16 protein-coding genes are annotated in these 23,256 nt (G+C 68.4%); 4 read left to right on the top strand and 12 right to left on the bottom strand.

What is annotated here, in order from left to right:
• Positions 1-349 precede the first annotated feature (349 nt).
• Together ACSVC7_RS22765 and ACSVC7_RS22760 are read right to left on the bottom strand one after the other, a co-directional pair.
• Positions 350-2,164 carry a carbohydrate-binding domain-containing protein gene (locus ACSVC7_RS22765; RefSeq protein WP_483508675.1) on the bottom strand — a complete coding sequence of 605 codons (1,815 nt, stop codon included), beginning with the start codon at positions 2,162-2,164 and terminating at the stop codon, positions 350-352.
• A 415-nt stretch (positions 2,165-2,579) separates the two neighbouring features.
• Positions 2,580-4,007 (bottom strand): mannose-1-phosphate guanylyltransferase/mannose-6-phosphate isomerase, encoded by a 1,428-nt coding sequence (locus ACSVC7_RS22760; RefSeq protein WP_448206889.1) that lies wholly within the window; start codon positions 4,005-4,007, stop codon positions 2,580-2,582.
• 487 nt (positions 4,008-4,494) lie between these two features.
• On the opposite strand from ACSVC7_RS22760, the gene ACSVC7_RS22755 reads away from it, so the two are divergent.
• Positions 4,495-5,394 (top strand): GNAT family N-acetyltransferase, encoded by a 900-nt coding sequence (locus ACSVC7_RS22755; RefSeq protein WP_448206890.1) that lies wholly within the window; start codon positions 4,495-4,497, stop codon positions 5,392-5,394.
• 162 nt (positions 5,395-5,556) lie between these two features.
• On the opposite strand, the gene ACSVC7_RS22750 is transcribed toward ACSVC7_RS22755, so the two are convergent.
• Both ACSVC7_RS22750 and ACSVC7_RS22745 read right to left on the bottom strand, forming a co-directional pair.
• Positions 5,557-7,164, bottom strand: a complete 1,608-nt coding sequence (locus ACSVC7_RS22750; protein WP_448206891.1) for an amino acid adenylation domain-containing protein — start codon at positions 7,162-7,164, stop codon at positions 5,557-5,559.
• A 100-nt stretch (positions 7,165-7,264) separates the two neighbouring features.
• The gene (locus ACSVC7_RS22745) at positions 7,265-7,675 is read right to left on the bottom strand and encodes a hypothetical protein (protein ID WP_448206892.1); all 411 of its coding nucleotides are present in this window, start codon (positions 7,673-7,675) and stop codon (positions 7,265-7,267) included.
• 641 nt (positions 7,676-8,316) lie between these two features.
• On the opposite strand from ACSVC7_RS22745, the gene ACSVC7_RS22740 reads away from it, so the two are divergent.
• On the top strand, positions 8,317-9,072 hold the full coding sequence (locus ACSVC7_RS22740; RefSeq protein WP_448206893.1) for a LuxR C-terminal-related transcriptional regulator: 756 nt from the start codon (positions 8,317-8,319) through the stop codon (positions 9,070-9,072).
• 10 nt (positions 9,073-9,082) lie between these two features.
• On the opposite strand, the gene ACSVC7_RS22735 is transcribed toward ACSVC7_RS22740, so the two are convergent.
• Complete coding sequence (locus ACSVC7_RS22735) at positions 9,083-9,601, bottom strand: response regulator (RefSeq protein ID WP_448206894.1); 519 nt, start codon at positions 9,599-9,601, stop codon at positions 9,083-9,085.
• A gap of 324 nt (positions 9,602-9,925) precedes the next feature.
• On the opposite strand from ACSVC7_RS22735, the gene ACSVC7_RS22730 reads away from it, so the two are divergent.
• Both ACSVC7_RS22730 and ACSVC7_RS22725 read left to right on the top strand, forming a co-directional pair.
• On the top strand, positions 9,926-10,360 hold the full coding sequence (locus ACSVC7_RS22730; protein WP_448206895.1) for a c-type cytochrome: 435 nt from the start codon (positions 9,926-9,928) through the stop codon (positions 10,358-10,360).
• Complete coding sequence (locus tag ACSVC7_RS22725; RefSeq protein WP_448206896.1) at positions 10,357-10,728, top strand: c-type cytochrome; 372 nt, start codon at positions 10,357-10,359, stop codon at positions 10,726-10,728. Before ACSVC7_RS22730 ends, ACSVC7_RS22725 begins: the two co-directional genes overlap by 4 nt.
• A 278-nt stretch (positions 10,729-11,006) precedes the next feature.
• Here ACSVC7_RS22725 and ACSVC7_RS22720 read toward each other — a convergent pair whose 3' ends face one another.
• The 7 genes from ACSVC7_RS22720 to ACSVC7_RS22690 all read right to left on the bottom strand — a co-directional run bounded on the left by ACSVC7_RS22720 (position 11,007) and on the right by ACSVC7_RS22690 (position 23,049).
• Positions 11,007-11,450 (bottom strand): response regulator, encoded by a 444-nt coding sequence (locus tag ACSVC7_RS22720; protein ID WP_448206897.1) that lies wholly within the window; start codon positions 11,448-11,450, stop codon positions 11,007-11,009.
• Positions 11,447-13,111, bottom strand: a complete 1,665-nt coding sequence (locus ACSVC7_RS22715; RefSeq protein WP_448206898.1) for a sensor histidine kinase — start codon at positions 13,109-13,111, stop codon at positions 11,447-11,449. Before ACSVC7_RS22715 ends, ACSVC7_RS22720 begins: the two co-directional genes overlap by 4 nt.
• Positions 13,108-16,332 carry a PAS domain S-box protein gene (locus ACSVC7_RS22710; RefSeq protein WP_448206899.1) on the bottom strand — a complete coding sequence of 1,075 codons (3,225 nt, stop codon included), beginning with the start codon at positions 16,330-16,332 and terminating at the stop codon, positions 13,108-13,110. Before ACSVC7_RS22710 ends, ACSVC7_RS22715 begins: the two co-directional genes overlap by 4 nt.
• Before the next feature lie 132 nt (positions 16,333-16,464).
• A complete protein-coding gene (locus ACSVC7_RS22705; RefSeq protein WP_448206900.1) occupies positions 16,465-17,913 on the bottom strand; it encodes a GGDEF domain-containing protein in 1,449 nt (482 codons plus the stop codon).
• Between the two features lie 14 nt (positions 17,914-17,927).
• Positions 17,928-18,392, bottom strand: coding sequence for a response regulator (locus ACSVC7_RS22700; RefSeq protein ID WP_448206901.1), 465 nt, complete (start codon positions 18,390-18,392; stop codon positions 17,928-17,930).
• The gene (locus tag ACSVC7_RS22695; protein ID WP_448206902.1) at positions 18,389-19,999 is read right to left on the bottom strand and encodes a sensor histidine kinase; all 1,611 of its coding nucleotides are present in this window, start codon (positions 19,997-19,999) and stop codon (positions 18,389-18,391) included. The genes ACSVC7_RS22700 and ACSVC7_RS22695 overlap by 4 nt, the downstream gene beginning before the upstream one ends.
• Positions 19,996-23,049, bottom strand: coding sequence for a PAS domain S-box protein (locus ACSVC7_RS22690; RefSeq protein ID WP_448206903.1), 3,054 nt, complete (start codon positions 23,047-23,049; stop codon positions 19,996-19,998). The genes ACSVC7_RS22695 and ACSVC7_RS22690 overlap by 4 nt, the downstream gene beginning before the upstream one ends.
• Between the last annotated feature and the right edge of the window lie 207 nt (positions 23,050-23,256).

Genomic DNA, 23,256 nt, shown 5'->3' with positions numbered 1-23,256 from the left:
ATAAGCACCCGTTTATCTGGGGGCGCCGACGGCGCCACCGGGCGTCAAAACAATTCGGGGTCGCCGCCCTCCCAAAGGTCGCCTTAATTTAGCGGATGCACCATTTAGGCTCAAACGGCCTCACTCGCCGGCTCTCAGCGGATGCCTGTGGCATCCGCCTGCCGCCAGCGGGAACAGAGTTCCCGCGATAGGCCGGGCTTCGGCCGCATGGGCGGCCGGGTCCGCCGTCGCGGTCCAAAGCGGATTGAAATCCGCTTCAATCACAACGGATCCCCACAACAGCGAAAAGGGCGGCGCTTTCGCGCCGCCCTCGTCGTTTCCACTCGCTTCCCGAGTCGGCTCAGCCCGATCAGGCGGCCAGTTCGAGGTGATGCAGCGGGTCGACCATGTGGTGGTCGTGGTGGCTGGCATCGTACAGGTGGGCGGTGGCGTCCACCGCGGCGGCCGCCGCGTGGTTCGTATGGGCCGCATGGGCGTCCGCAGCGTGCTGCTGGGCGTGCTGCGACACCACATGCTGCAGCAGTTCCGGCTGCACATCCGCGCTGAGCGTGGAGGCCGTCTTCGCCGCCGGGAAGAAGGTCTTGTCGGCGTTGACGACCAGCGTGCCGTTCCACCACATGCCCGACTGGCCCTTCACCACGTCGACACCGTCCAGCGCGCCCTTGTCGTAGGTGACGTTGGTGGCCGTCGGGGTGACCCCGTGACCGTTAATCGTCACCTTGTTCACGATCAGGTTGCGGTCCTGGCCGTTGATGGTGGCGTCGTTGTCGTACTGCACCTGCACCTTGTGGCCGGCGTCCAGCGTGGTGCTGGTGTTGAAGGTGAAGTCCTTCGCCGTGGTGCCGGCAAAGCCCTCACCGACCTTCTTGCCGTCGATCAGCAGGTTGAAGTGCGCGTTGGTGCCACCGGCCGGGTTGCCCTGGGCGTTGACCGTGACGCTCGACGAGCCGGTCGTCGGCGTCGTGGTGCCGCCGAAGTAGGACTTGTCGGCGCCGACCACCAGCGTGCCGTTCCACCACATGCCCGACTGGCCGGCGGAGACGTTCTGACCGTCCAGCGCGCCCTTGTCGTAGGTGACGTTGCCGTCGGTCGGGTTCACGGCGTGGCCGTTGATCGTCACCTTGTTGACGATCAGGTTGCGGTCCTGGCCGTTGACATAAGCGTCGTTGTCGTACTGCACCTGCACCTTGTGGGCGTCCTGGGTGACGCTGGTGGTGAAGGTGAAGTCCTTGGCCGTGGTGCCGGCGACGCCCTCACCGATCTTCTTGCCGTCGACCAGCAGGTTGAAGTGCGCGTTCGTGCCGCCGGCCGGGTTGCCCTGGGCGTTGACCGTGATGGTCGAGGTGCCCGTGCTGGTGGTCGGGGTCGTCGGCGTCGGGGCCGGCGGAGTCGTGGTGCCACCGGTCGAGGAGCCACCCGTCGAGGAGCCTGGGGCCGGCAGGGCCGGGTAGCTGTTGTCCCCGGTCGGGATGTAGCCGCGGACGTAGTCGATGTTCATGTGCGCCGGCCACTGGGTGCTGCCGTCCGGCAGGCCCGGCCAGTTGCCGCCAACCGCCAGGTTGGCCAGGATGTACATCGGCTTGTTGATGAAGTTGTCGACCGTGCGGGTGGCGGTGCCGTCAACGTACCAGGTGATCTTGCTGCCGGTCCACTCCAGGCCGTAGGTGTGCCATTGGGTGGTGTCGACGTTGTAGACCGTGGACTGGCCGTCGTTCGGGCCGCCATGCGGCGTCTGGTAGACGTGGCCGGCCTCGTCGCCCAGCTGCTCGAAGATGTCGATTTCCGGCGGCCAGCTCTTGTCGGTCGGCAGCAGCCAGAAGGCCGGCCACAGACCCTTGCCTTCCGGCATCTGGGCGCGCATCTCGAAATAGCCCGAGTTGGCGTGGAAGGTGTCGTAGGTGGTGATCATGCCCGAGGTGTAGGGCTGCCCCGTGTTGGCACCCGACGGCGTCGGCTTGGCGGTGATGGTCAGCACGCCGTTGTTGACGCTGAACGGGTCGCCGACAACGTTGTCGTCCATATAGGCCTGGACTTCGCCAGTCGAGCTGTTGGTGCGGGCACCCCAGGGGTAAGTCGTATCCCAGCCAGACTTGCCGTCATACTGCTTGAACGTGTTGAATTCGTCATCGAAGGCAAGCTTGTACTTGGAAAGATCGACAGCCATGATTTTACCTCAACTTACTGATTTTGCGCTTTTCGAGGACCCCGTGGGGGGGGGGTGTGCTCGTTCCGCAACATTCATATAAAATTTTCGGCGACGTTGTCCTATGACAAGAAGCGGTGCGGTCATAGGACAAAGGTTGGGCATTTCCCCGTATTCCGCCCCCTCATCGTGCAGCGCAGCAGCCCTTCGCCGACCGCCAGAAATCAAGAGATTGTAAGGGCTCCGCACCTGTTCCGGACTATTCACGGTGACGACTGGAACGATACCGGGCAAGGGTGTCCAATTCTTTTACACCGGCCCTGCAAAAAAGGGGGAGGCGGCGCAGGACCGGCGTTTGACTGCCGGCCTGCACCGCCTCCCCCATCGTCTGTCGCCGGCCGGTTCGGCCCGGCCGGCCTGATCGAGTCTCGTCGGGTCAGCTCCGCCCGTAGGTGTCCTCGATGCGGACGATGTCGTCCTCGCCGAGGTAGGAGCCGGACTGCACCTCGATCAAGTGCAGTGGCACCTTGCCGGGATTCTCCAGCCGGTGGACCGTGCCCATCGGCAGATAGACGGACTGGTTCTCGTAGACGAGCAGTTCTTCGTCGCCACGGGTGACCAGCGCGGTGCCCTGCACCACGACCCAATGCTCGGCGCGATGATAGTGCTTCTGCAGCGACAGGCGGGAACCGGGCGTGACCGTCAGGCACTTGACCTGGAAGCGCTCGCCCGCGTGGATGGACTGGAACGAGCCCCAGGGCCGGTGCACATGGCGGTGCGTCACCGGCTCCTTACGGCCGTCGCGGCGCAGGCGTTCGACCAGGGCCTTCACGTCCTGCACCTTGTCGCGCGCGGCGACCAGAACCGCGTCGGCGGTGCTGACCACCACCACGTCGTCCAGCCCGACCACGGCGGTCAGCTGCCCTTCCTCGCTGCGGACGTAGCAGTTGTGAGCGTCGTGCGTCGCCACGTCGCCCTGCAGCAGGTTTCCGTCGCCGTCCTTTTCCCCGACCTGCCACAGCGCGCCCCAGCCGCCGACATCGGCCCAGCCGATGTCGCAGGGCACCACGACGGCGTTGTCGGTCTGCTCCATGACCGCGTTGTCGATGGACACCGACGGCGCCCGCGCGAAGGCCTCCTCATCCAGGCGGAAGAAGTCCAGGTCGGCCTTGCCCTGCTCCAGCGCGGCGCGGGCGGCGCTCAGCACCGTGGGGGCGTGGCGCGCCAGTTCCTCGACCAGCGTGGCGGCCGGGAACAGGAAGATGCCGCTGTTCCACAGATGCTCGCCCTCCGCCACGTAGCGCTCCGCGACCGCTCGGTTCGGCTTCTCGACGAAGGCGGCGACACGGTGGACGCCCGGCGGGTCGGCGAAGGCGGAGCCGCGCCGGATGTAGCCGTATCCGGTTTCCGGCGCCGTCGGCGTGATGCCGAAGGTGACCAGATTCCCGGCCGCGGCCGCCGGGGCCGCGCGCTCCACCGCCTCGGCGAAAGCGCCCACGTCACGGATCAGGTGGTCGGCGGGAAGCACCAGGATCAGCGCGTCGGGCGCGGTCTCCAGCGCGCGCAGGGCCGCCACGGCGCAGGCCGCCGCCGTATTGCGGGCGAGGGGTTCCAGCACGATGGCCGAGGGCTTCACCCCGATCTCGCGCAGCTGCTCCGCGATCAGGAAGCGGTGCTCGTGGTTGCAGACGACGATGGGGGCGGCGTAGTGGACGCCCTCCGCCACGCGCAGCGCCGTGTCCTGCAACATCGTCTTGTCGGTGCAGAGCTTGAGCAGCTGCTTCGGGTACAGTTCGCGCGACATGGGCCAGAGCCGCACGCCGGCACCGCCCGACAACAACACGGGAATGATGCGCTTTTCCATTCGCCAGTCCCCTTAATTGGCCAACCGCTGTCGTTTCGAAGCTGTCGTTTCGAAAATGTCTGGATCTGTGTGTCGTCCGTTCATACCCGACCCGCGGCCTCGGGGCGGATGACGCAGGGGGCTTACCGCCGGTTTTGTTGGGGGACGTGCATCCCCCTCTCGATGAATCGATCGGCATAGCGCCATTTCGCCGCCGCGGCGCGACATCCGCGCCACACTCGGCGAACGGGCATGACTGCACCAGAGGGGGTTCAGCCTTTTTGTGGATTTGCAAGCGTCGCATTGCAGCACCACTCTCATTTTGCCTTTTGGTGCAGCGGCTTGCGGCGTGACCCGAAGTGCGGGTATCGCGCCCGGCCTCACCGCAAATGCTTATGCGCGCGCAACACACACTTGCAACCACACCGTCACGACGGCGATGGCACCGCCGTTTGGACAATGGTCGGTCAAAGGCCAGCGGAAGCTGTAGGCCAGCGGGAGTTATGGAATGCTCGATGAAGTGAAAGCCGCGCCGGTCACCACGTCGACCACGTCGACCAGAGGCGCCCGGATCAGAGCGGTCGAGCCGCGGGATTTCGACGCGATCTGCGATCTGGTCGGGCGGCATTTCGACCGGCTCACGCGCGACGAATGGCAAAGGCTGTTCAAGTACCAGTGGACCGGAAGCTCGTCCAACCACGGGCTGGTCATCGACGCCCAGGGCAGCATCGTCGGCTTCGTCGGGATGCTGTATTCCGACCGGATCATCGACGGGCGGGTCGAACGGTTCTGCAACCTGACCTCGCTCTGCGTGGACTCCGCCTACCGGGCGATGACGCCGCTGCTGATCATGGCGTCCGCGCGGCAGCGGGACACGACGATCACCTGCCTGACGCCCTGCCCGATCGTGTGCAAGATCATGGAAAAGGCCGGGCTGACCCTGCTCGACACCGAGCGGATGTTCATCCCGCCCGTCGCCAACCTGCGTGGGCTGGCGCGCGGCTTCCTGCGCTTCGAGACGGATCCCGCCCGCATCCGCCCGCAGCTCGACGAGGCGCAGCGCCAGATCCTCGACGACCATCTGCCCTACGGCTGCGTCCCGGTGCTGGCGCGGCGCGGCGACCGGCGCTGCCTGTTGATCGTCAAGCGGCGCAAGCGGTTCAACGTTCCGGTCTCCGAAATCCTCCACGCCAGCGATCCGGACTTCCTGTCCGACCACATCGAGGCGATCGGCTGGCGGCTGATGCCGCTGCAGAAGACGCTGCTGATCTCCTGCAGCCGCCGGCTGTTCGGCAAGGCCGTGCCCCTCGGCTACGGCCTGAAGCGGAAGGGCTTCTTCCGGTCCCGCACCGTGACGCGCGAGCACATCGACAACCTCTATTCCGAAATCGTCGTCCTGCCGATCTGATCCCCACCGCTCCCGCCCATCGCGCGCCCGGCGCCCCGCACAGGGACGCCGGGCGTCGGTGTTGTCCGTCAGGGCCGCAACGGCGCCTGGACGCCGGCGCAAAAAAGGCCTGCCGCACCATCGGGCGCGGCAGGCCTGGTTTGACGGAACGGGGCACCGTTCTTATCCGGTCAATTCTCGCTTCCGGCCGGCGAAGACCGTGTCGCGCAGCAGCGGCCGGTCGATCTTGCCGTTGGCGTTCTTGGGCAGCACGTCGAGCACGGCCCACTGCATGGGAATCATGTAGGAAGGAAGCCGGGCCGACAGGCGGGTGCGCAGTTCGGCCGGCGGTATGTCCACCCCGGCGTTCGGGACGTAGGCGCAGCAGATGGTCGCTCCCTCGAACTCCCCACGTTCGACGGCCACCACCGCGTATTCCTTCAGCCCCTCCACGATGCCCAGCGCCGCCTCGATCTCGCCCAGCTCGATCCGGTAGCCGCGGCTCTTCACCTGGGTGTCCGCCCGGCCGACGAAATGCACGATCCCGTCCGCGTCCATGCGGGCGAGATCCCCGGTGCGGTACATCAACCCGCCCGTTCCGCCATGCTCCGGAACGAAGGCCGCCGCGGTCTTCTCCGGGTCCTCCCAATAGCCCTCCGCAAGGCCGGCGCCGGCGATGAACAGATGGCCGATCTCGCCGGGAGGCGTCGGCTGCCCGTCGTCGGCCAGCACATACAGCCGCTCGCCCCCGCAAGGGACGCCGATGGGGACGGGCACGCCCGGATCTTCGGGGCAGCGCTCCACCGTGTGGTAGCTCGACGCAATGGTCGCCTCGGTCGGGCCGTAGAGGTTCGTGAAGCGGACGTGCGGCAGGCGCTTCATCCAATGGATGAGGATCGGCGTGGGCAGCACCTCCCCGCACCACAGGACGCGCTTCAGCGACGGGAAGTCGTCGGGCCGGACGGCGTTCATCCGTGCCATGTAGTTCAGCACCGACGGGACCGAGAACCACTGGGTCAGTTCGCGGTCGCGGATGAAGGCGGCCAGCCGGGCGGGCAGGACGATCAGGTCCTGCGGCACCGGATGGAGTTCGGCGCCGGTGGTGAGGGCCCCGAAGATGTCGAAGGTGGACAGGTCGAAATGCAGCGGCGCGTGCCCGGACAGGCGGTCATCCGCGGTGATGCCGAAATAGCCGACCGCCCAGTCCACGAAGGTGCAGACGCTGCTGTGCCGGATGACCACGCCCTTCGGCTGTCCGGTCGAGCCGGAGGTGAAGAGGATGTGCGCCCGCGGCTCCGGATCGCCGGAAAGGGAGAGCGGCGTGTCCGGCTGCGCGGCGGCGTCCGGCGCCCCCAGGGCGAAGGACAGCCCCGGGACCTCCGGTCTCTCGCGCCCGAGCCAGCCGAGCGTCGCCGCCTGCGCGGCCGGGCTGACCGCGACGATCTCCGCCAGAAGCGGGGCCGACGTGTCGGTCGCCAGGATGACGCGGGGTCGGCAGGCGTCGATGATGCGGGCAGCGCGCGCGACCGGATTCTGGATGTCCACCGGGACATACAGGCAGCGCGCGTTGAGGCAGCCGAGCATCGCCACGATGGCGTCCGGCGATTTTGGAAGCAGCAGGGCGACGCGATCGCCGTCGCGGCACCCGGCCTCGCGAAGCAGCCTCGCGATGCGGTTCGCCGCCCCTTGCAGGTCGGCGTACGAGACGCGCTCGTTCGCCGTTACCAGGGCGGTCCTGTGCGGATGGATGAGTGCGGTGTGTGCGACCTTTTCGTGCAGAAGCACGTTCATATGCGGATACCCTCCCGTGCCGAGGACCCGGCGGTTCGGCGCCGGGCCTTCCCGCGGTTGGTCGACGTCCAGTCCCGTTCCGTCCGCTTCCCTGCGGGTCCTACCCGACCCCGGCCTCGGCCGTGTTGCTCGTGCCGTAGTGAAGGCAGATGGCGTTCAGTGTCCGGAAATTGTTCGCGATGTTCTCATCGAGAACAATTTCCTGATCCAGCATTTCTTCCAGGAAGTAAATGAACTGAATGAATGAAAACGAGTCGAGGACTTGCGACTCGAAGAGATCTTCGTCGTCACGCACGACACGGGCTGCGGCGGTGTTCTTTTCGATCCAATTCCGCATCAGCTCGATATCGAGCTGGCTGTTACCACTCATTGCACTCCCCCCATCTGGGAACACTATGCCTGGATGCGATCCGCCACGAAGAAACTGCACGCTGACTTCGCGCGCCGAGGGGTGCGCCTGCGAACGAACACACCGTCCTTGCGCCGCGCCCATCACGTCCCGGGCTTCCATCCTCGGCTTATTATAGAAATCGTAGCAATACAACCACATACGATATTTTGTGCTGACACCTGTTGCTACCAAACAACCCCCTTGTGGTCAAGACGGTTCCTTAGCGATTATCCATTATCCTTCTCCCATTACTGACTATAGAGAGCAACGAATTAAGTAAAAGACCTTATTCAAAATGATTAAGCCACGATCCCCTCTTCTCTTTCGGCCGATCGGCCTTGGCAAGCGGCCGGACGGCGCTCCGCGCGCGGTCGGCCCGAACAGGGCACCCGTCCGCGCCAGGCGCTCCGCCCACGCGTCCAATCGCCCCATCACTCCGTTTTAAGCCAAATGATCCGGCCAATTTCCTTTGAACCACAGCCCGCAATATCTCCGCAACACTTACTAATTTGGGAGTATGGAGTTAATAACTACACGCTTTTTTCTTGTCTTGTTTTCCATTGACGGAAGCCGGGCGGTAAGATGCTATACCATCGATACAAGGCCTCGAAAGATGTAAAGCAAAGGACCGCCCCGAACACCGAGAAAATAACAGCGCAGTCACTCGTCCGAGACTCCGCCCAATACTGATGAACTCATCGGAACGAAGGGCCACATGGCCGGCGAAGAAGCCTTGGCGCCCTTATCAGGAGGAATTGTTCATGTTCTCGCACCGAGGCTCACTCCCGGCGCCGGAGGCTTTTGAACCACGCGGCGCGGGACTGCCGCGCGAGGTTCAGGACATCACCGTTCTCCTGTTCGACGAGATGCCGCTGACCCGCGAATGCCTGTCGGTCGGCATCACGCTCTGCGACCGCGGACTGCGCGTGCTGACCGCCGCGACACTGGCCGAAGCGACCGCGATCCTGCACGGCGGCGCGCCGCCGGACGTGGCGTTGTGCAACCTCTCCGGCTTGCCCCCCGGCGATGCGGCCTTCGCATCGAGGCTGCGGGGCTTGGCCGACGTCCTTGGGCGTGTGCCGCTGATCGTCTTTTCGGACCGCGACGATGCCGAAACCGTCCTGGCGGTCTTCCGGTTCGGGGCGCGCGGCCATGTCCCGACCAGCGTCGGCCTGTCCGTGGCGCTGGGAGCGTTGCGCCTCGTCGCCGCCGGCGGCACCTTCGTTTCAACCACCTTTCTGCACCGGATGATGCAGGAGCAGGTGGTGCTGCCGGAGCAGCCAGACGCCGTGAGGCCCCCGCTGCTCACCGTCGACACCGGCCGGAACGGGCTGACGCCGCGCCAGCGTTCCGTGATGAAGTGCCTGCGCGAAGGGAAGCCGAACAAGGTCATCGCGCACGAACTCGGCATGCGGGAAAGCACGGTCAAGGTCCATGTGCGCAGCATCCTGAAAAAGCTTGGCGCGACCAACCGGACGCAAGCGGTCTATCGGACCCTGCAGGACGCAGAACAATGATTCGCCTGCATCAACGCTGAAGGCTCGGGATGACGGTGGCGCCCTGGTGAATTTGCCGGAGCGCCCCGATTACCGTGCTCAGCGGAGCCAATCCCGACACCACCCCCCGCAGACCGATGCGCACGCCGGCCCGAACCATGGCCCGGCCGGCCGCGTCCGACAGGACGGCAACCGGCGGATGGCCCGGTTCGGCGGCCAGCGCGCGGATCAGGCGGTTCGCCGATCCCCGGGACAGGCTAGCCCGCCCGATGCAGACCAGCACCACGTCCGGCCCCCGCAGCACCAAGGGCAGATTTGCCAGCACATCGGCGCTCCGCCAATGCGTCACCGCGAGATCGGATGCCTGCGCGTTCATCGCCATGGCGAGGCTTTCGCCGAACAGGACCCGGTCGTCGATCAGCAGGACGGCGATCCGCCCGGCGTCGCCCGGCGGATTCTGCGGACGCGCCGCCCCTCCGCCCCTGTTCCCGTCAGGCGCGGAGCAGGCCGGTGTGCCGCGATATCGAGCCGGCAGACCATAGCCATCCATATCGGTGATTCCGGATCCCTGCTGAGAGAATAGAACCAAGCCTCCACGGCCCACGGTTATGGCCCAGGTCATGGGCTCGGCGAAATTTATAGACCGTTTTTCTAGGCCTGTTACAGGCATCAATTTGGACTAAAGCATCTTTATTATGGAACGGCATGGTCGCGCCGCACAGTTTTCGGGCAGCGGTCGCGTGCGTGGCTGATGCCGATAGCCTACCCCCTCGGTGGGATGGACGGGATGGCTTGCACCGGCCTAGCATACGTCGGCGTGGATCCGGTCTCGCGTTCCCGCGAAGCGATCGGTTCATCGAGCGGAGGCGTCACGATGCGTGGTGAAGCCGGCCCCCTCTTCCGCAATCGGCCATCCGCCGACCGCCGCCGCTCCGTCCGCCGCGCGGCCTTCTTCGCCGCCGCCATGACGGCGGCGCTCCCGGCCCACGCGGCGACGGCCCACGCGGCGACGGCCCACGTGGCGACGGACGGTCCGGGCAGCCCCGGCTACGGGCGCCAGCTGGCCCAGGAAATCTGCGGGGAATGCCACCGTGTCTCGCGGGACCGGACGCCCAAGCCGCCGGCGATGGCGGAGGACACCGTCGCCCCGGACCTCACCGAACGGGTGCGCGACCCCGGCGTCACCGAAATGGCGCTGCGCAGCTACCTGCGGACATCCCACCCGGTCATGCCCAACATCCGCCTGACCGAGGAGGAGACCGACGACATCGTCGCCTACCTGATGAGCTTGAAAGGAGCCCCCCAATGAAAGCGGGACCCTTCGGGGCGGCGATGCTGCTGGCGCTGCTGCCCCTGGCCACGTCCGCCCTGGCCACGGCCGCCCTGACCACGGCCGCCCAGGCGGCGGACCCCGTGGCCGGCCGCCGCATCGCCGACCGCTGGTGCACCTCCTGCCATGTGGTGGAGAGCGGGTCCGGGCAGACCTCCGCCGGGCAAACCGGCACCCGCGGCACCGACGCCGTGCCGACGCTGGCGAGCATCGCGCGCGACCCGCGACGCGGGCCGGACTGGCTTCGGCAGTGGCTGACCTCGCCCCACCCCCCGATGCCGGACCTCAACCTGTCCCGCGCGGAGATCGACGACGTGATCGCCTACCTGCAAAGCCTCCCCCACTGACGCGCATAGGCGCTGACCCAAAAAATCCCCTCGCCCATCCCCGATGGGAGGAGGGAGGGGCCCGCCGAAGGCGGGAGGGTGAGGGCAAGGTTTTGCCGAGAACCCCTGGTCCACATTCCCTGGATTCTCGGGCAGGCCTTGCCCTCACCCTCCCACCGCTTCACGGTGGGTCCCTCCCTCTCCCGCCTCTCGCGCAAGCGAAGCTTGCGCTGACGGCGTCAGGCGAATGCCTTCGGCATTCGCTGAGAGCCGGAGGCGGGCGAGGGGGTGCGGGAGCGTCACTTCGGCAGCTTCACGATGTTGAACCAGTAGTTCTCCAGCCCGCTGACCACATTGAAGAACTCCTGCAGGTCCAGCGGCTTGGTGATGAAGCTGTTGGCGCCCAGCCGGTAGATCATCTCCACGTCGCGCTCGACATCGGAGGTGGTCAGCACGACCACGGGGATTCCCCGCAGGTCGGGGTCCTGTTTGATCGCCGCCAGCACCCCGCGCCCGTCCAGCCGCGGCATGTTGAGGTCGAGCAGGATGAGGTCCGGCCGCCGCGCCGCGGCGTAGCGCTCCCCTTCCCGCCGCAGGTAGGCCAGCGCCTCCACCCCGTCCACGGCGTGGTGCACGTCGCACAGGATGCGCCCTTCGCGGATGGCCCGCTTGGCAAGGCCGGCGTCGGCCGGGTCGTCCTCGACCAGCAGGATGTGGAAGGGCGCGTTCGGGACGATGCTCATGTCGTGAATCCCTGGCTGGACCCGGTGCCGACGGCCGGCAGGCATACGGAAAAGGTGCTGCCCCGGCCGGGTTCGGACGCGACGGCGATGCCGCCGCCGAGCCGTTCGGCCATCTTGCGGGCGATGGCCAGCCCCATGCCGGTCCCCGGATGATCCTCGCGGCCGTGCAGCCGGCGGAACACCTGGAAGATTTGCTCATGATAGCGCGGTTCGATCCCGATGCCATTGTCCTGGACCGTCAGCAGCTCGGCCGCCCCGTCGCGCCGCGCGCCCACATGGATCTCCGGCGGGCGGTCCGGGTGGCGGTATTCCAGCGCGTTGCCGATCAGCGCCGCGAAGATCTCCCGCAGGCGCCGCTCGTCGGCCATCACCGCGGGCAGCGGGTCGCGCGTGATCGTGGCCTCCGCCGCCTCCACCTTGGCCGCCAGCGCATCGAGCGCCTGGTCCAGGGCGTCGTCGGCCGGCACCGGCCGGTCCGGCAGCGGGATGGCGTTCTCGGCGATGAAGATCTGCACGTCGCGCAGCAGCGCCTTCAGCCGCCGCGCGCCCTCCACCACCTGGGCCAGCAGGGCGGAGCGTTCCTCGTCCAGGCTGGCGCCGATCTCCCGTTGCAGCAGCTGGGCGTAGCTGCCCATCGCGCGGACCGGCTCCTGGAGGTCGTGGGCGGCGGCGAAGGCGAACTGCTCCAGTTCCCGCTGGGCGAGCGCCAACTGGTCGGCCTTGCGGTCGGCGTCGCGGCGGGCGAGGTCCAGTTCGGCGGTGCGCTGCTCAACCAGCCGCTCCAGCGTCGCGCGCCGTTCCGTCAGCAGCAGAATGATGGTGATCACCAGCAGCCCGACGCCCAGAAAGGCCACAGCCACCGGCACGCGGTCGGCACGGTCGCGCGCCGCCGCCTTCCACCCCTCGGCCGGTGCCACCGCCAGTTCCCAGTCGCCGTCCGGGACGTGGATGCGCTGAAGGATCGGGTCCATGCCGAACACCGCCCCGTTGCCGGCGAAGACCTGCCCGTTGGTCCGCCGCACCGCGTAGACGTAGCGCGCCTCCAGCGCCGTCAGGTTCGCCTCCTCCAGGATCGGCGGCAGGTCGAACACCGCGCCGACGGCGCCCCAGAGCCCCTGCCCGTCCAGCATGATCCCCTGGCGGGCGATCACCCCGACGCCGCCCTGAAGCAGCTCCAGCGGCCCATGGGTCGCCACGTCGCGGGTCGCGATGGAGCGGCGCACGGTCTCGGGGAAGCCGGGGCGCGGGTCCTTGAGCAGGTCGTTGCCCATCACCCGCTCGTTCCCGGCCACCGGGTTGACCATGCGGACCACGAAGCCGGGGGCTGCGGAGATGTTGCGGATGCCGGGCATGGACGCGCGCAGCGCGTCGGCGAAGGGCGCGAATTCCTCGTCCAGGTCGCCCTTGTTCACCTCCACCGTCACGAAGGCGGCGAGCCCCCGCACCAGGGCCAGCCGCTTGGCGAGCGCGCTTCCCAGGCTGCTGGCGTAGGAGGTGACGGTCATGGTGGTCCCGGCGCGGACCTCGGCCAGGGCGGAGCGCAGGCGCATGCCGTCGACCCAGGCCCAGGCGCCGGCCAGCAGCAGCACGCTGGTCACGATCGCGCCGGCGGTGACCGGCCGGCAGAACCGGCTTCTGCTCTTCGGGGCGGGACCGGTCATGCGTCGCCGCCTGTCCGGCGCGGCAGGACGACGTGGAAGGTGCTTCCCCGCTCCGGTTCGGACTCGACCCAGACGCGGCCGCCGTGATGCTCGACGATCTTCTTGCAGACGGCCAGCCCGACGCCGGTGCCGTCATACTGGTCGCGGCTGTGCAGGCGTTGGAAGATGCCGAAGATGCGATCGAAATGCTCCGGCGCGATGCCGATGCCGTTGTCCGCGACGGTGAAGTGCCAGCCCTCCTCCTCGGCGGCGCAGGCCACGCGGACGACCGGCGGGCGGTCGGCGGCCCGGTACTTCACGGCGTTGCCGATCAGGTTCTGGAACAGCCGCACCAGCTCGTTGTCGTCGCCCCACAGCGCCGGCAGGTCCGGCGCGACCGTCACCGTGGCCTGGGCCTCGGCGATGGCCGCCTCCAGATTGTCGCGCGCGGCGGCGAGGATGTCGGACGCCGCGTGCAGCGCGAAGGGCCGGGTCTTGCGCCCCACCCGGCTGTATTCCAGCAGGTCGACGATCAGCCGGTCCATGCGCTGCGCGCCCTGCCGGGCGAACTCCATATACTCGTTGGTTTCCTCGTCGAGCGTGCCGTCCAGATCCTTCTGCAGCAGCGCCAGATAGCTGTTGATGGTGCGCAGGGGCTGGCGCAGGTCGTGGGAGGCGACGTAGGCGAAGGCCTCCAGCTCGGCGTTGGAGCGTTCCAGTTCCGCCGTCTTGCCGCGCAGCGCCGCTTCGGCCTGCCGCCGCTCCGTGATGTCGTGGACGAGCGACAGCAGCAGCGTCCGCCCGTTGACCTCGATGGGGCTGGAATAGACCTCCACGTCGCGAACCTCGCCGGAGGCGAGGCGGTGGCGGAACAGGAAATGGGTGCGCTGCTCGTGGCTTGCCCGCTCCAGCTCCCGCTTCACCTCGTCGGACGACAGGACGTTCACGTCGGAGATGCGCATGGTGCGCAGCGTGTCGAGCGGATAGCCGTAGAAGGCCGCCGCCGCCGGGTTCGCGTCGACGATCCAGCCCTCCACCGGGTCGACCAGCATCTTGACGGCGGAATTGGCGACGAAGATGCGCTCGAACAGCTCCTGCCGCTCGCGCAATGCCTGCTCGGCCTTCTTGCGCTCGGTGATGTTGATCATGGCGCCGACGATGCCGGCCGGCGTGCCGGCGGCGTCGACGAACACGGCCTTGGAGAATTCGATGTCGAGATCAACGCCGTCGGCCCCGCGCGCCCGCGTCTCGTACACCTGGTTGTGCGGTGCGGCCAGCAGTGCCCGGTCGGCCTCCTCGTAGGCGCGGGCGGCTTCGGGCCGGGCGATGTCGAACACCGTCTTGCCGCGCAGGTGCTTGCGGTCCATGCCGACCCACCGCTCGAACGCGGCGTTCGCGTCGATGTAGCGGCACTGGCTGTCCTTGACGAAGATCGGGATGGGCACGGTGTCGATCAGCACGCGCTGGAACTTCAGGCTGCCTTCCAGCGCCTTTTCCATGGCCTTGCGTTCGGTGACGTCCTCCACCACCCAGACGATGCCGAGCGAGGAGTCGTCCATGGACACGCGCTGCCCGACGATCCGCGCCCAGAAGGCCGTCCCGTCGCCGCGGCACATGCGGACCTCTTCCCGGACCAGACCGCCCCGGTTCATCACCGTGTAGAGCCGCCGGCCGATCTCCTCGAACATCTCGTCGTCCTCGTAGAGGACGCGCGTGGTGGCGCCGACCAACTCCTCCGCGCCGCGCCGGACGATCTGCTCCATCTTGGGGTTGACGATCTGCATCCGCCGGTCCGTCCCGACGATGGCGATGCCGAGCGGCGCGCTGTCCAGGATGGCGGTCAGCCGGGCGGCGGAGGTGCGCACCGCCTCTTCGGCCTGCTTCAGCCGGGTGATGTCGGTGTGCGTGCCGACGACGCGCAGGGGCGCGCCGTCCGGCCTGCGCGTCACCACGACGCCGCGGTCGAGGATCCATTTGTAGCGCCCGTCCTTGCAGAGGACGCGGTGCTCGTTGGCGTAGTAGGGGGTCTCGCCCGACAGATGGCGGCTCAGGTCGGCCTGGATGGCGCCCCGGTCTTCGGGATGGACCCGTCGCTCCCATTCGTCCAGCCGGTTCGACAGCTCATCCTCGCGGAAGCCCAGCATGCTCTTCCAGCCGCGGGAAAAGAAGACCTCGTCGGTCTCGGCGTTCCAGTCCCAGACGCCGTCGCCGACGGCCTCCAACGCCAGCCGCCAGCGCTCCTCGGTGTCGGACAGCAGGCGCTGCGTCGCCTCCAGCCGCCGGGTGTGGAGCAGGTGCATCCGGATCAGCCAGGCGATCAGCAGCAGCGCGCCCAGACCGGCGGCGCCAACGACGGCGGTCGCCGTCAGGACGGTCTGTTTGCGCTCCTCGAAGGGCGCCAGCGCTTCCTCCACGCCGAGCGCCACGATGGCGATCAGCGGATAATCCTTCAAGCGCCGGTAGGCGACGATGCGCAGGATCCCGTCGATCTCGCTTTGCAGGTACACGATTCCGGAAGGCGGCCGGGCCGGATCGAGATAGGGGCGGTCCACCAGATAGGCCCCGACGCCCAGCTTCGGCGCCTCGACCGCGGAGGCGCGTGCGCGCACCACCCGGTCCATGCCGACCAGCATGATCGACCCCTGCACGCCCAGGTCGTTGGTCCCGTAGAAGCCGGTGATGTCGCCGGGCTGGACGGACAGCACCATGACGCCGTCGAAGGAGCCGTCGGGCTTGCTGATCCGCCGCGTGAACTGGATCGACCATTTGCCGGACACCCGGCCGAGGACCGGCTTTCCGATGAACAGCGCGTCGTCCGCCGAGCGCTTGTGCACCTGGAAATGCTCGCGGTCGCTGAGGTCGACGCGGTCCCGCTGAAGGGTCAGGTTGGAAAAGCGCAGGACGCCATCGGCGTCGGTGGCGCTGATCTGGAAGGCCAGATCGGCGTACAGCGTCTTCTGCCAGTTCTCCGCCCGCGCCAGGAAGCTGCCGGGATGCGCGGTGTACTCGTCGCGCATGTGAACCAGCGCCTGGTCGACGCGGCGCACGGTCTGCCGGATGTTCTCCTCGAAAGCGCGCGCGAGATTGGCGGCGTCCGCCTCCTTCGCCCGCACGATCTCCGCGCGCTCCCGCTCCAGGCTGTCGGCGGTCAGCCAGACGCCGGCGGCGATCAGCGCACCCCCCAGCAGGACGATCAGGACCGGCAGGGCGGCCAGCACGCATTCCCATCGGCGCCGTTCCATTCGGCCCAAGCAGGCGGATGCGGGCTGGGTTGTGGAGGAGCCTGCATCAGGCTCTCCATCATCGGATTCGACTGTCTGCGCGCGTGTCATGGCGTCATAACTCCTGCGGCGCGACCGAAGGCGCCGGCGCGATCAGGCCGAAACGGCTAGGGCTTCGCCGGCGGACACCAGCTGGTCGTGAACGGCCGACGCCGGCTGGACACGGCCGGCCGACGCCGGTTCCGGGGCGGCGGCGACCACGCGGTTGCGGCCGCCGTCCTTCGCCTCGTACAGGGCGTGGTCGGCGCGCCCCAGGGCGCGGTCGATGGTCCCGTCCTCCTCAAGGCAGGCGGCGACGCCGATGCTGACGGTCATGCGGATGGTGCCGTCGCCCACCCGCACGTCCATCTCGCCCAGCCGCTGGCGCAACCGCTCGGCCACGTCCACCGCCTCCGCCAGGCCGGTTTCGGGAAGCACCACCGCGAACTCCTCGCCGCCCAGACGCCCCAGATGGTCGGTCTCGCGCAGCGTGTTCCGGCACAGCTCCGCCAGGCGGCACAGCGCCTCGTCGCCGGCGGCGTGGCCATAGGTGTCGTTGATCGCCTTGAAATGGTCGATGTCCAGCATCAGCACGGACACCGGCCGCCCATAGCGGCGCAGGCGCGACAGCTCGCCCTCCGCCAGTTCCAGGAAGCGGCGGCGGTTCCACAGGGCGGTCAGCGGGTCGGTGGTGGCCATGCGGCGCAACTCCGCCTCGACCCGCTTGCGCTCGGAGATGTCGCGCACCACGGCGGTGTAGAGCATGCCGTGCGGGTGCTGGAGCTTGGCGATGGACACCTCCGCCGGAAACTCGCGCCCGTCGAAGGTCAGGCCGGTCACCTCGTTGCGTTCCGACATGGCGCGGGTCGAGACGGCCGACCCGGAGAAGCCGGCGATGGCCGACGCGTGGCTCGGCCGCATGCGCTCCGGAATCAGCAGCGACAGCGGGCGGCCGACGATCTGCTCCGCCGAATAGCCGAACAGCCGTTCGGCGGCGGGGTTGAACAGGGTGACGTTCAGGTTCTCGTCGGTGGTCAGGATGGCGTCCTGGGCCAGTTCGATGATGCCGGCCAGCCGCTCCTCCGACAGGCGCAGCTGCTCCTCCAGGCGCTTGCGGGCGATGGCGTGCTGGACGGCGCGCCAGACCAGGGCGCCGTCCGCCTGCCCCTTGACCAGATAGTCCTGCGTGCCCGCGGCCAGCGCCTGGAGCGCGAAGTCCTCGTCGTCCAGCCCGGTCAGCACCACCAGCGGCAGCGACGGCACGTCGCCGCGCATGCGCCGCACCGTGTCGAAACCGAAGCTGTCCGGCAGCGACAGGTCGAGCAGCACGACGTCGCAGGCGTTGCGCCGCAGGAAGGCGCGCGCCTCCTGCAACGACGTCGCGCGGGTCAGGGTGAAGCGGCGGGCGTAGGGGCGCAGGGCGCGGATGACCAGCCCCGCGTCCGCGTCGTCGTCCTCCACCAGAAGGATAGCGGTGGTAGCGGTAACACCCGCTTCGGATGCCGTTCCGTTCGCCGCCGCGGTTCCGGTCGGCCCGGTTGCGGTCGGTAAATGCACGTCCATGACCCGGTCCTCCTTCAGCGCGGCAGGCGAACGACACGGAACCAGTATTCCTCGACGCTGCGGATGGCGTCGAAGAAGGCGTCCATGTCCATGGGTTTGGTGATGAAGCTGTTGGCGCCCAGCAGATAGCTGGCGTTGACGTCCCGGTCCACGTCGGAGGTGGTCAGGATGACCACGGGGATGGTCTTCAGCTCCGGATCGCTTTTCATCGCCTCCAGCACGCCGCGCCCGTCCAGCCGCGGCATGTTGAGGTCGAGCAGGACGAGGTCCGGCCGCGGCGCCCCCGCGAAGTCCCCTTCCCGGCGCAGGAAGGCCAGCGCCTCCACCCCGTCGCGGACGTGGCTGACGCGGCACACGATCTTGCCGTCCTTCAGCGCGCGCTTGGCCAGCCCAGCGTCGGCGGGATCGTCTTCCACGAGCAGGATTTCAAAGTCGACGGCGGCGTCGGATTTCGCGGGGGTTTTCGCGGGCTGGCTCATGACGGGCCTCGAAGGCGGGTGTGGGGAAGGACGACGGAGAAGGTGCTGCCGATGCCCGGGGTGGATTCCACGGTGATGTGGCCGCCCATCCGCTCGGCCATCTTGCGGGCGATGGCCAGGCCCATGCCCGTTCCGGGATGCTCCCCACGGGAATGGAGGCGGCGGAAGACCTCGAAGATCTGCTCGCGGTACTGCGGTTCGATGCCGATGCCGTTGTCGCGCACGTCGATCACGTCCTGGTTGCCCAGGCGGCGGTGGCCGACGACGATTTCGGCGGCGCGGTAGGGGTGGCGGTATTCGATGGCGTTGCCGATCAGCACGACGAAGATCTCGCGCAGCCGCCGTTCGTCCGCCATGACCGCCGGCAGATCCTCCGCCGTCACGACGGCGCCGGTTTCGCCGATGCGCTTGCCGAGGGTGGTCAGGGCGCCGGACAGGGCCGCGTCCACCAGCGTCGGCTTGATGTCCAGCGGGACACGGTCCTCGGCCAGGAAGAGCTGCACGTCGCGCAGCAGCGCCTTCAGGCGCGAGGCGCCGTCCACGATCTGGCGGATGAACTCCGCACCCTCCTCGTCCACGCGGCCCTCAAGATGGCGCTCCAGAAGCTGCGTGTAGCTGGCGATGGCGCGCAACGGTTCCTGAAGGTCGTGGGCGGTGACGTAGGCGAAGCGCTCCAGCTCCCGGTTCAGGGTGTCAAGTTCGCCGGTGCGCCGCACGACCAGCCGTTCCAGCGTCAGACGCCGGCTCAGCATCAGGTAGGCGAGCGCCTCGGTCATCAGCGCCAGCAGGGCGAAGGCGACCAGGAAGGCGGTGTAGGCGGGGTTGGCGTGGGCCGCCGCCAGCCAGCCGTTGCGCGGCGCCAGCGAGAATTCCCAGGTCCCGTCGGTGAGCTCGATGCTCTCGACGATGGGGCTGTGCCGGCGCACCGACACGTCGCCGGCCACCACCTCCCCGTTTTCCGCGCGCAGCAGGAAGCCGAGATCAACGGCGATGGCGTCCAGCCGTCCCTCGTCCAGGATGGGGTTCAGGTCGAAGACCATGCCCACCGCGCCCCAGGGCTTGTCGCCGCCAGGGACGATCTGGCGCGCGATCAGCCCCCGGCCGCCCTGGATCAGGTCGATCGGCCCATGCACGGTCACGTCGCCGGAGACCAGCGCCCGCTGCACCGTCTCCGCGAAGCCCGGACGGCCATCGGACAGCAGCGCGTTGCCCAGCACCCGCTGGTTGCCCTCGACCGGATGGATGTAGCCGACCACGAAGCCCGGTGCCGCGGAGATGTTGCGCACACCGGGGATCGAGCGGCGCAGCCCCTCGGCAAAGGCGGCGAAGCGCGCGTCGAGCGTGCCGGCCTTCGCCTCCACGTCCACGAAGGCCGTCAGGCCGCGCACCAGGGCCAGCCGCTCGTTCAGGGCGCCGGACAGCGCGCTGGCGATGCCGACGGCGGTGACGGCGGTCGAGGCGCGGTGCTCCGCCACCAGATAGCGCAGATAGACGTCGTCCGCCCAGACGAAGCCGACGGCGAGCAGAACGGTGACGACGATCTGCCCCGCGATCAGCATCCCGTAGCGGCGCAGGGGTGCCGCCGCACGCCCAAGGAGCGGGGTCATTCCGCACCTCCCTCCGGCGAGGTCCCGAAATCCCGAACCGGCAACTCCCGGATTGGCAGCGTGAAGCGGAAGGCGCTGCCCTCGCCGGGCACCGATTCGACCCAGATGGTTCCGCCGTGGTGTTCGACGATCTTCTTGCAGACGGCGAGGCCGACGCCGGTGCCCTCATACTCGTCGCGGCGGTGCAGGCGCTGGAAGATGCCGAACACGCGCTCCAGATTCTCGGGCGCGATGCCGATGCCGTTGTCGCGCACGTCGAAGACCCAGCGCCCGTCCTCCCGCGCGCAGGCCACCCGGACCACGGGGGCGCGCTCCGGCGTGCGGTACTTGACGGCGTTGCCGACCAGATTCTGGAACAGCCGCACCAGCTCGTTCTCGTCGCCGGCCACGCTGGGCAGCGGGCCGTCCACATGGACCGACGCCGACGCCTCCTCCACCGCGACCTGGAGGTTCAGCAGCGCCGTGTCGACCGCCACGCCCAGGTCCACCGGCCGGAAGCTCTTGGCCTTGCGCCCGACCCGCGAATATTCCAGCAGGTCGACGATCAGCCGGTCCATGCGCTGCGCCCCGTCGCGGGCGAAGCCGATGAACTCGGACGTCTCCTCGTCCAGCGAGCCGGCCAGCGCGCGTTCCAGCAGGGCGAGGTAGCTGTTGATGACGCGCAGCGGCTGCCGCAGGTCGTGGGAGGCGACGTAGGCGAAGGCCTCCAGCTCGGCGTTGGAGCGTTCCAGCTCCGCCGTCTTGTGGCGCAGTCCCTCCTCCGCCCGGCGGCGTTCGGTGATGTCGTGGACGAGCGACAGCAGCAGGCGCCGCCCGTTCACCCGCACCGGGCTGCAATAGACCTCCACGTCCCGGATGTCGCCGGAGGCGAGGCGATGGCGGCTCAGCACCGTCTGGGCGCTCTCGTGCCGCGCCCAGCTCGTGTCCGGCACGGCGCCGCCATCCGGCCCCCCATCCGGCGGCACGCTGATCTCGTCCAGCCGCAGGCGGCCCAGCGTGTCGAGCGCGTGGCCGTAGAAGGCGGCCGCCGCCGGGTTGGCGTCCACGATGCAGCCGCTGGCCGGGTCGATCAGCAGCTTCACCGCCCGGCTGGCGACGAAGATCTGCTCGAACAGGGCGTGGCGCTCCAGCAGGGCCTGCTCCGCCCGCTTGCGCTCGCTGATGTCCACCATGGCGCCGACGATGCCCGCCGGCTTGTCGCCGCTGCGGCAGTAGACCGCCTTGGACACCATGACGTCGCGCAGGGAGCCGTCGGCGCAGCGGATCTGCGATTCGAAGCTCTGCGTCCGCCCGCTGGACAGCAGTTCGCGGTTCGCCGCCTCGTCCTGCTCGGCCAGACCGCCGGGGGCGAGGTCGGCCAGCATCTCGCCGAACAGCGCCTGCCGGTCCAGCCCCAGCCACTCCTCCAGCGCCGCGTTGGCGTCGGTGAAGAAGCCGGACACGTCCTGGATGAAGATCGGCACCGGCACCGTGTCGAGCAGCACCCGCTGGAAGGCAATGCGGTCGTTGAGCGTCTGTTCGGCGCGGCGGCGGACGGTCACGTCCTCCACGATCCACACGAAGCCGAGCGACGCGTCGTCCTGGCGGATCTGGCGGCCGATGATGCGGCACCACACCTCGCCCCCGTCGGCGCGGCGCATGGGGATGGTGTCGGCGAAGGTGTCGCCCTGGCGCATCGCCGGATAGGCGCGCCGACCGATGTCGGCGAAGACCGCGTCGTCGCCGTAGATGACGCGCGTGCTGGCGCCGACCATGGCCTCCATGGGCCGCTGGAAGATGTCGGCCATGGCGTCGTTGGCGCGCTGGATGCACCGGTCGCCGTCCACGATGAAGATGCCGACCGGCGCGTTGGCCAGGATGGCGTCGAGTCGCGCGCGGGAATCGGCCAGTTCCGCGTCCGCCGCCTTGCGCGCGGTGATGTCGGCGTGCGTGCCGACCATGCGCAGCCCGCGGCCCTCCCCGTCGCGCTCGACCACCCGGCCGCGCGTGAGGATCCACACCCAGGAGCCGTCCTTGGCGCGCAGCCGGTATTCGCAGCCGTAGCCCGGCGTCCGTCCGTCCAGATGGTCGTTCAGCGCCTTCTGGACCTTCTCGCGGTCGTCGGGGTGAAGGTTGTCTTCCCAGAAGCCGAAGTCGTGCGGGACCTCGCCGGGCTCGTAGCCCAGCATCGATTGCCAGCGCGGGCTGAAGTAGGTCTCCCCGGTCAGGACGTTCCAGTCCCACAGCCCGTGCTGGCTGGCGTCCAGCGCCATCTGCAGGCGTTCCTCGCTGGCCTGGAGGTCGCGCTGCAGGCGCATCCGCTCCGTCACGTCGTGCTGGATCGCCAGCAGCGCCGGCTTCCCCGTCGCCGGGTCGGAGACGGCGCGCAGGGCCATTTCGTGCCAGCGCTCGCCATGGCCGGTCAGCGCGCGGACGACCGTCGTGTGCTCCTTGCTGTCGGCCAGGACCCGGCGCGACGCCAGCGCCTGGGCCGGGTCGGCGAAGCTGGCCATGAAGCGGTCGGGCTCGCCCGGCAACGGCGCGTCGAAGGCGACCTGGGCGGCGGGGTTGCGCATCAGCACCGCGCCGTCGGTCCGGTAGAGCGACACCATCTCCGGCGAGTGGCGCAGCGCCTCCATGCAGCGCTGCTCGGTCTGTTCGGCGTCGGAGCGCGGCACGACGCGCCCCTCCACCAGCAGGACCGTCCGCCCCTCGTGGGGCCAGCCGGAGCACAGGCAGTCCACCGTCACCGGCCGGCCGTTCGGGTAGAAGGTCCACTGCTCGCCGACCGTCTCGCCGCGCGCGAAGGCCTCCCGGCAGAGATTCAGGCGCGTGCGCGACGCGTCCGACAGCGACGCCGCGAAGTCGCGCGCCAGCAGCGACGGCATGTCCGCCGCCCCCCACAGTTCGCACGCGCTGCGGTTGGCCCACAGCATGCGGCAGGCGTCGGGGTCGAACAGCCACACCGGCGACCGCAGGGCATCCAGCGTCACCAGCGCCGCGAGGCCTTCACCCTGCGGCGCGATCAGGTTCGCGGCGTTCGTCCGTCCGGTATTCGTTGGAGATCCCAAAGATCCTGATGCCTTCCTATACAGATCAGACACTCAACAAACAGGTTCAGCGCCAGAAGTCCGTTTAGAAATCCCCCTTCAACTCAACCTGTCCATTGACAAATTGTCACAGCTATAACTCTGGGTGGACGTTGATCGAGCAACCTCTAGTGATGGACACAGCCACAACCATAAAATTTCCGGTTTGGTGGGTTTCCGGTCTTGCCC

Source organism: Azospirillum mesophilum (assembly GCF_053470405.2).
This window is presented reverse-complemented; position numbering and strand designations above follow the sequence as displayed.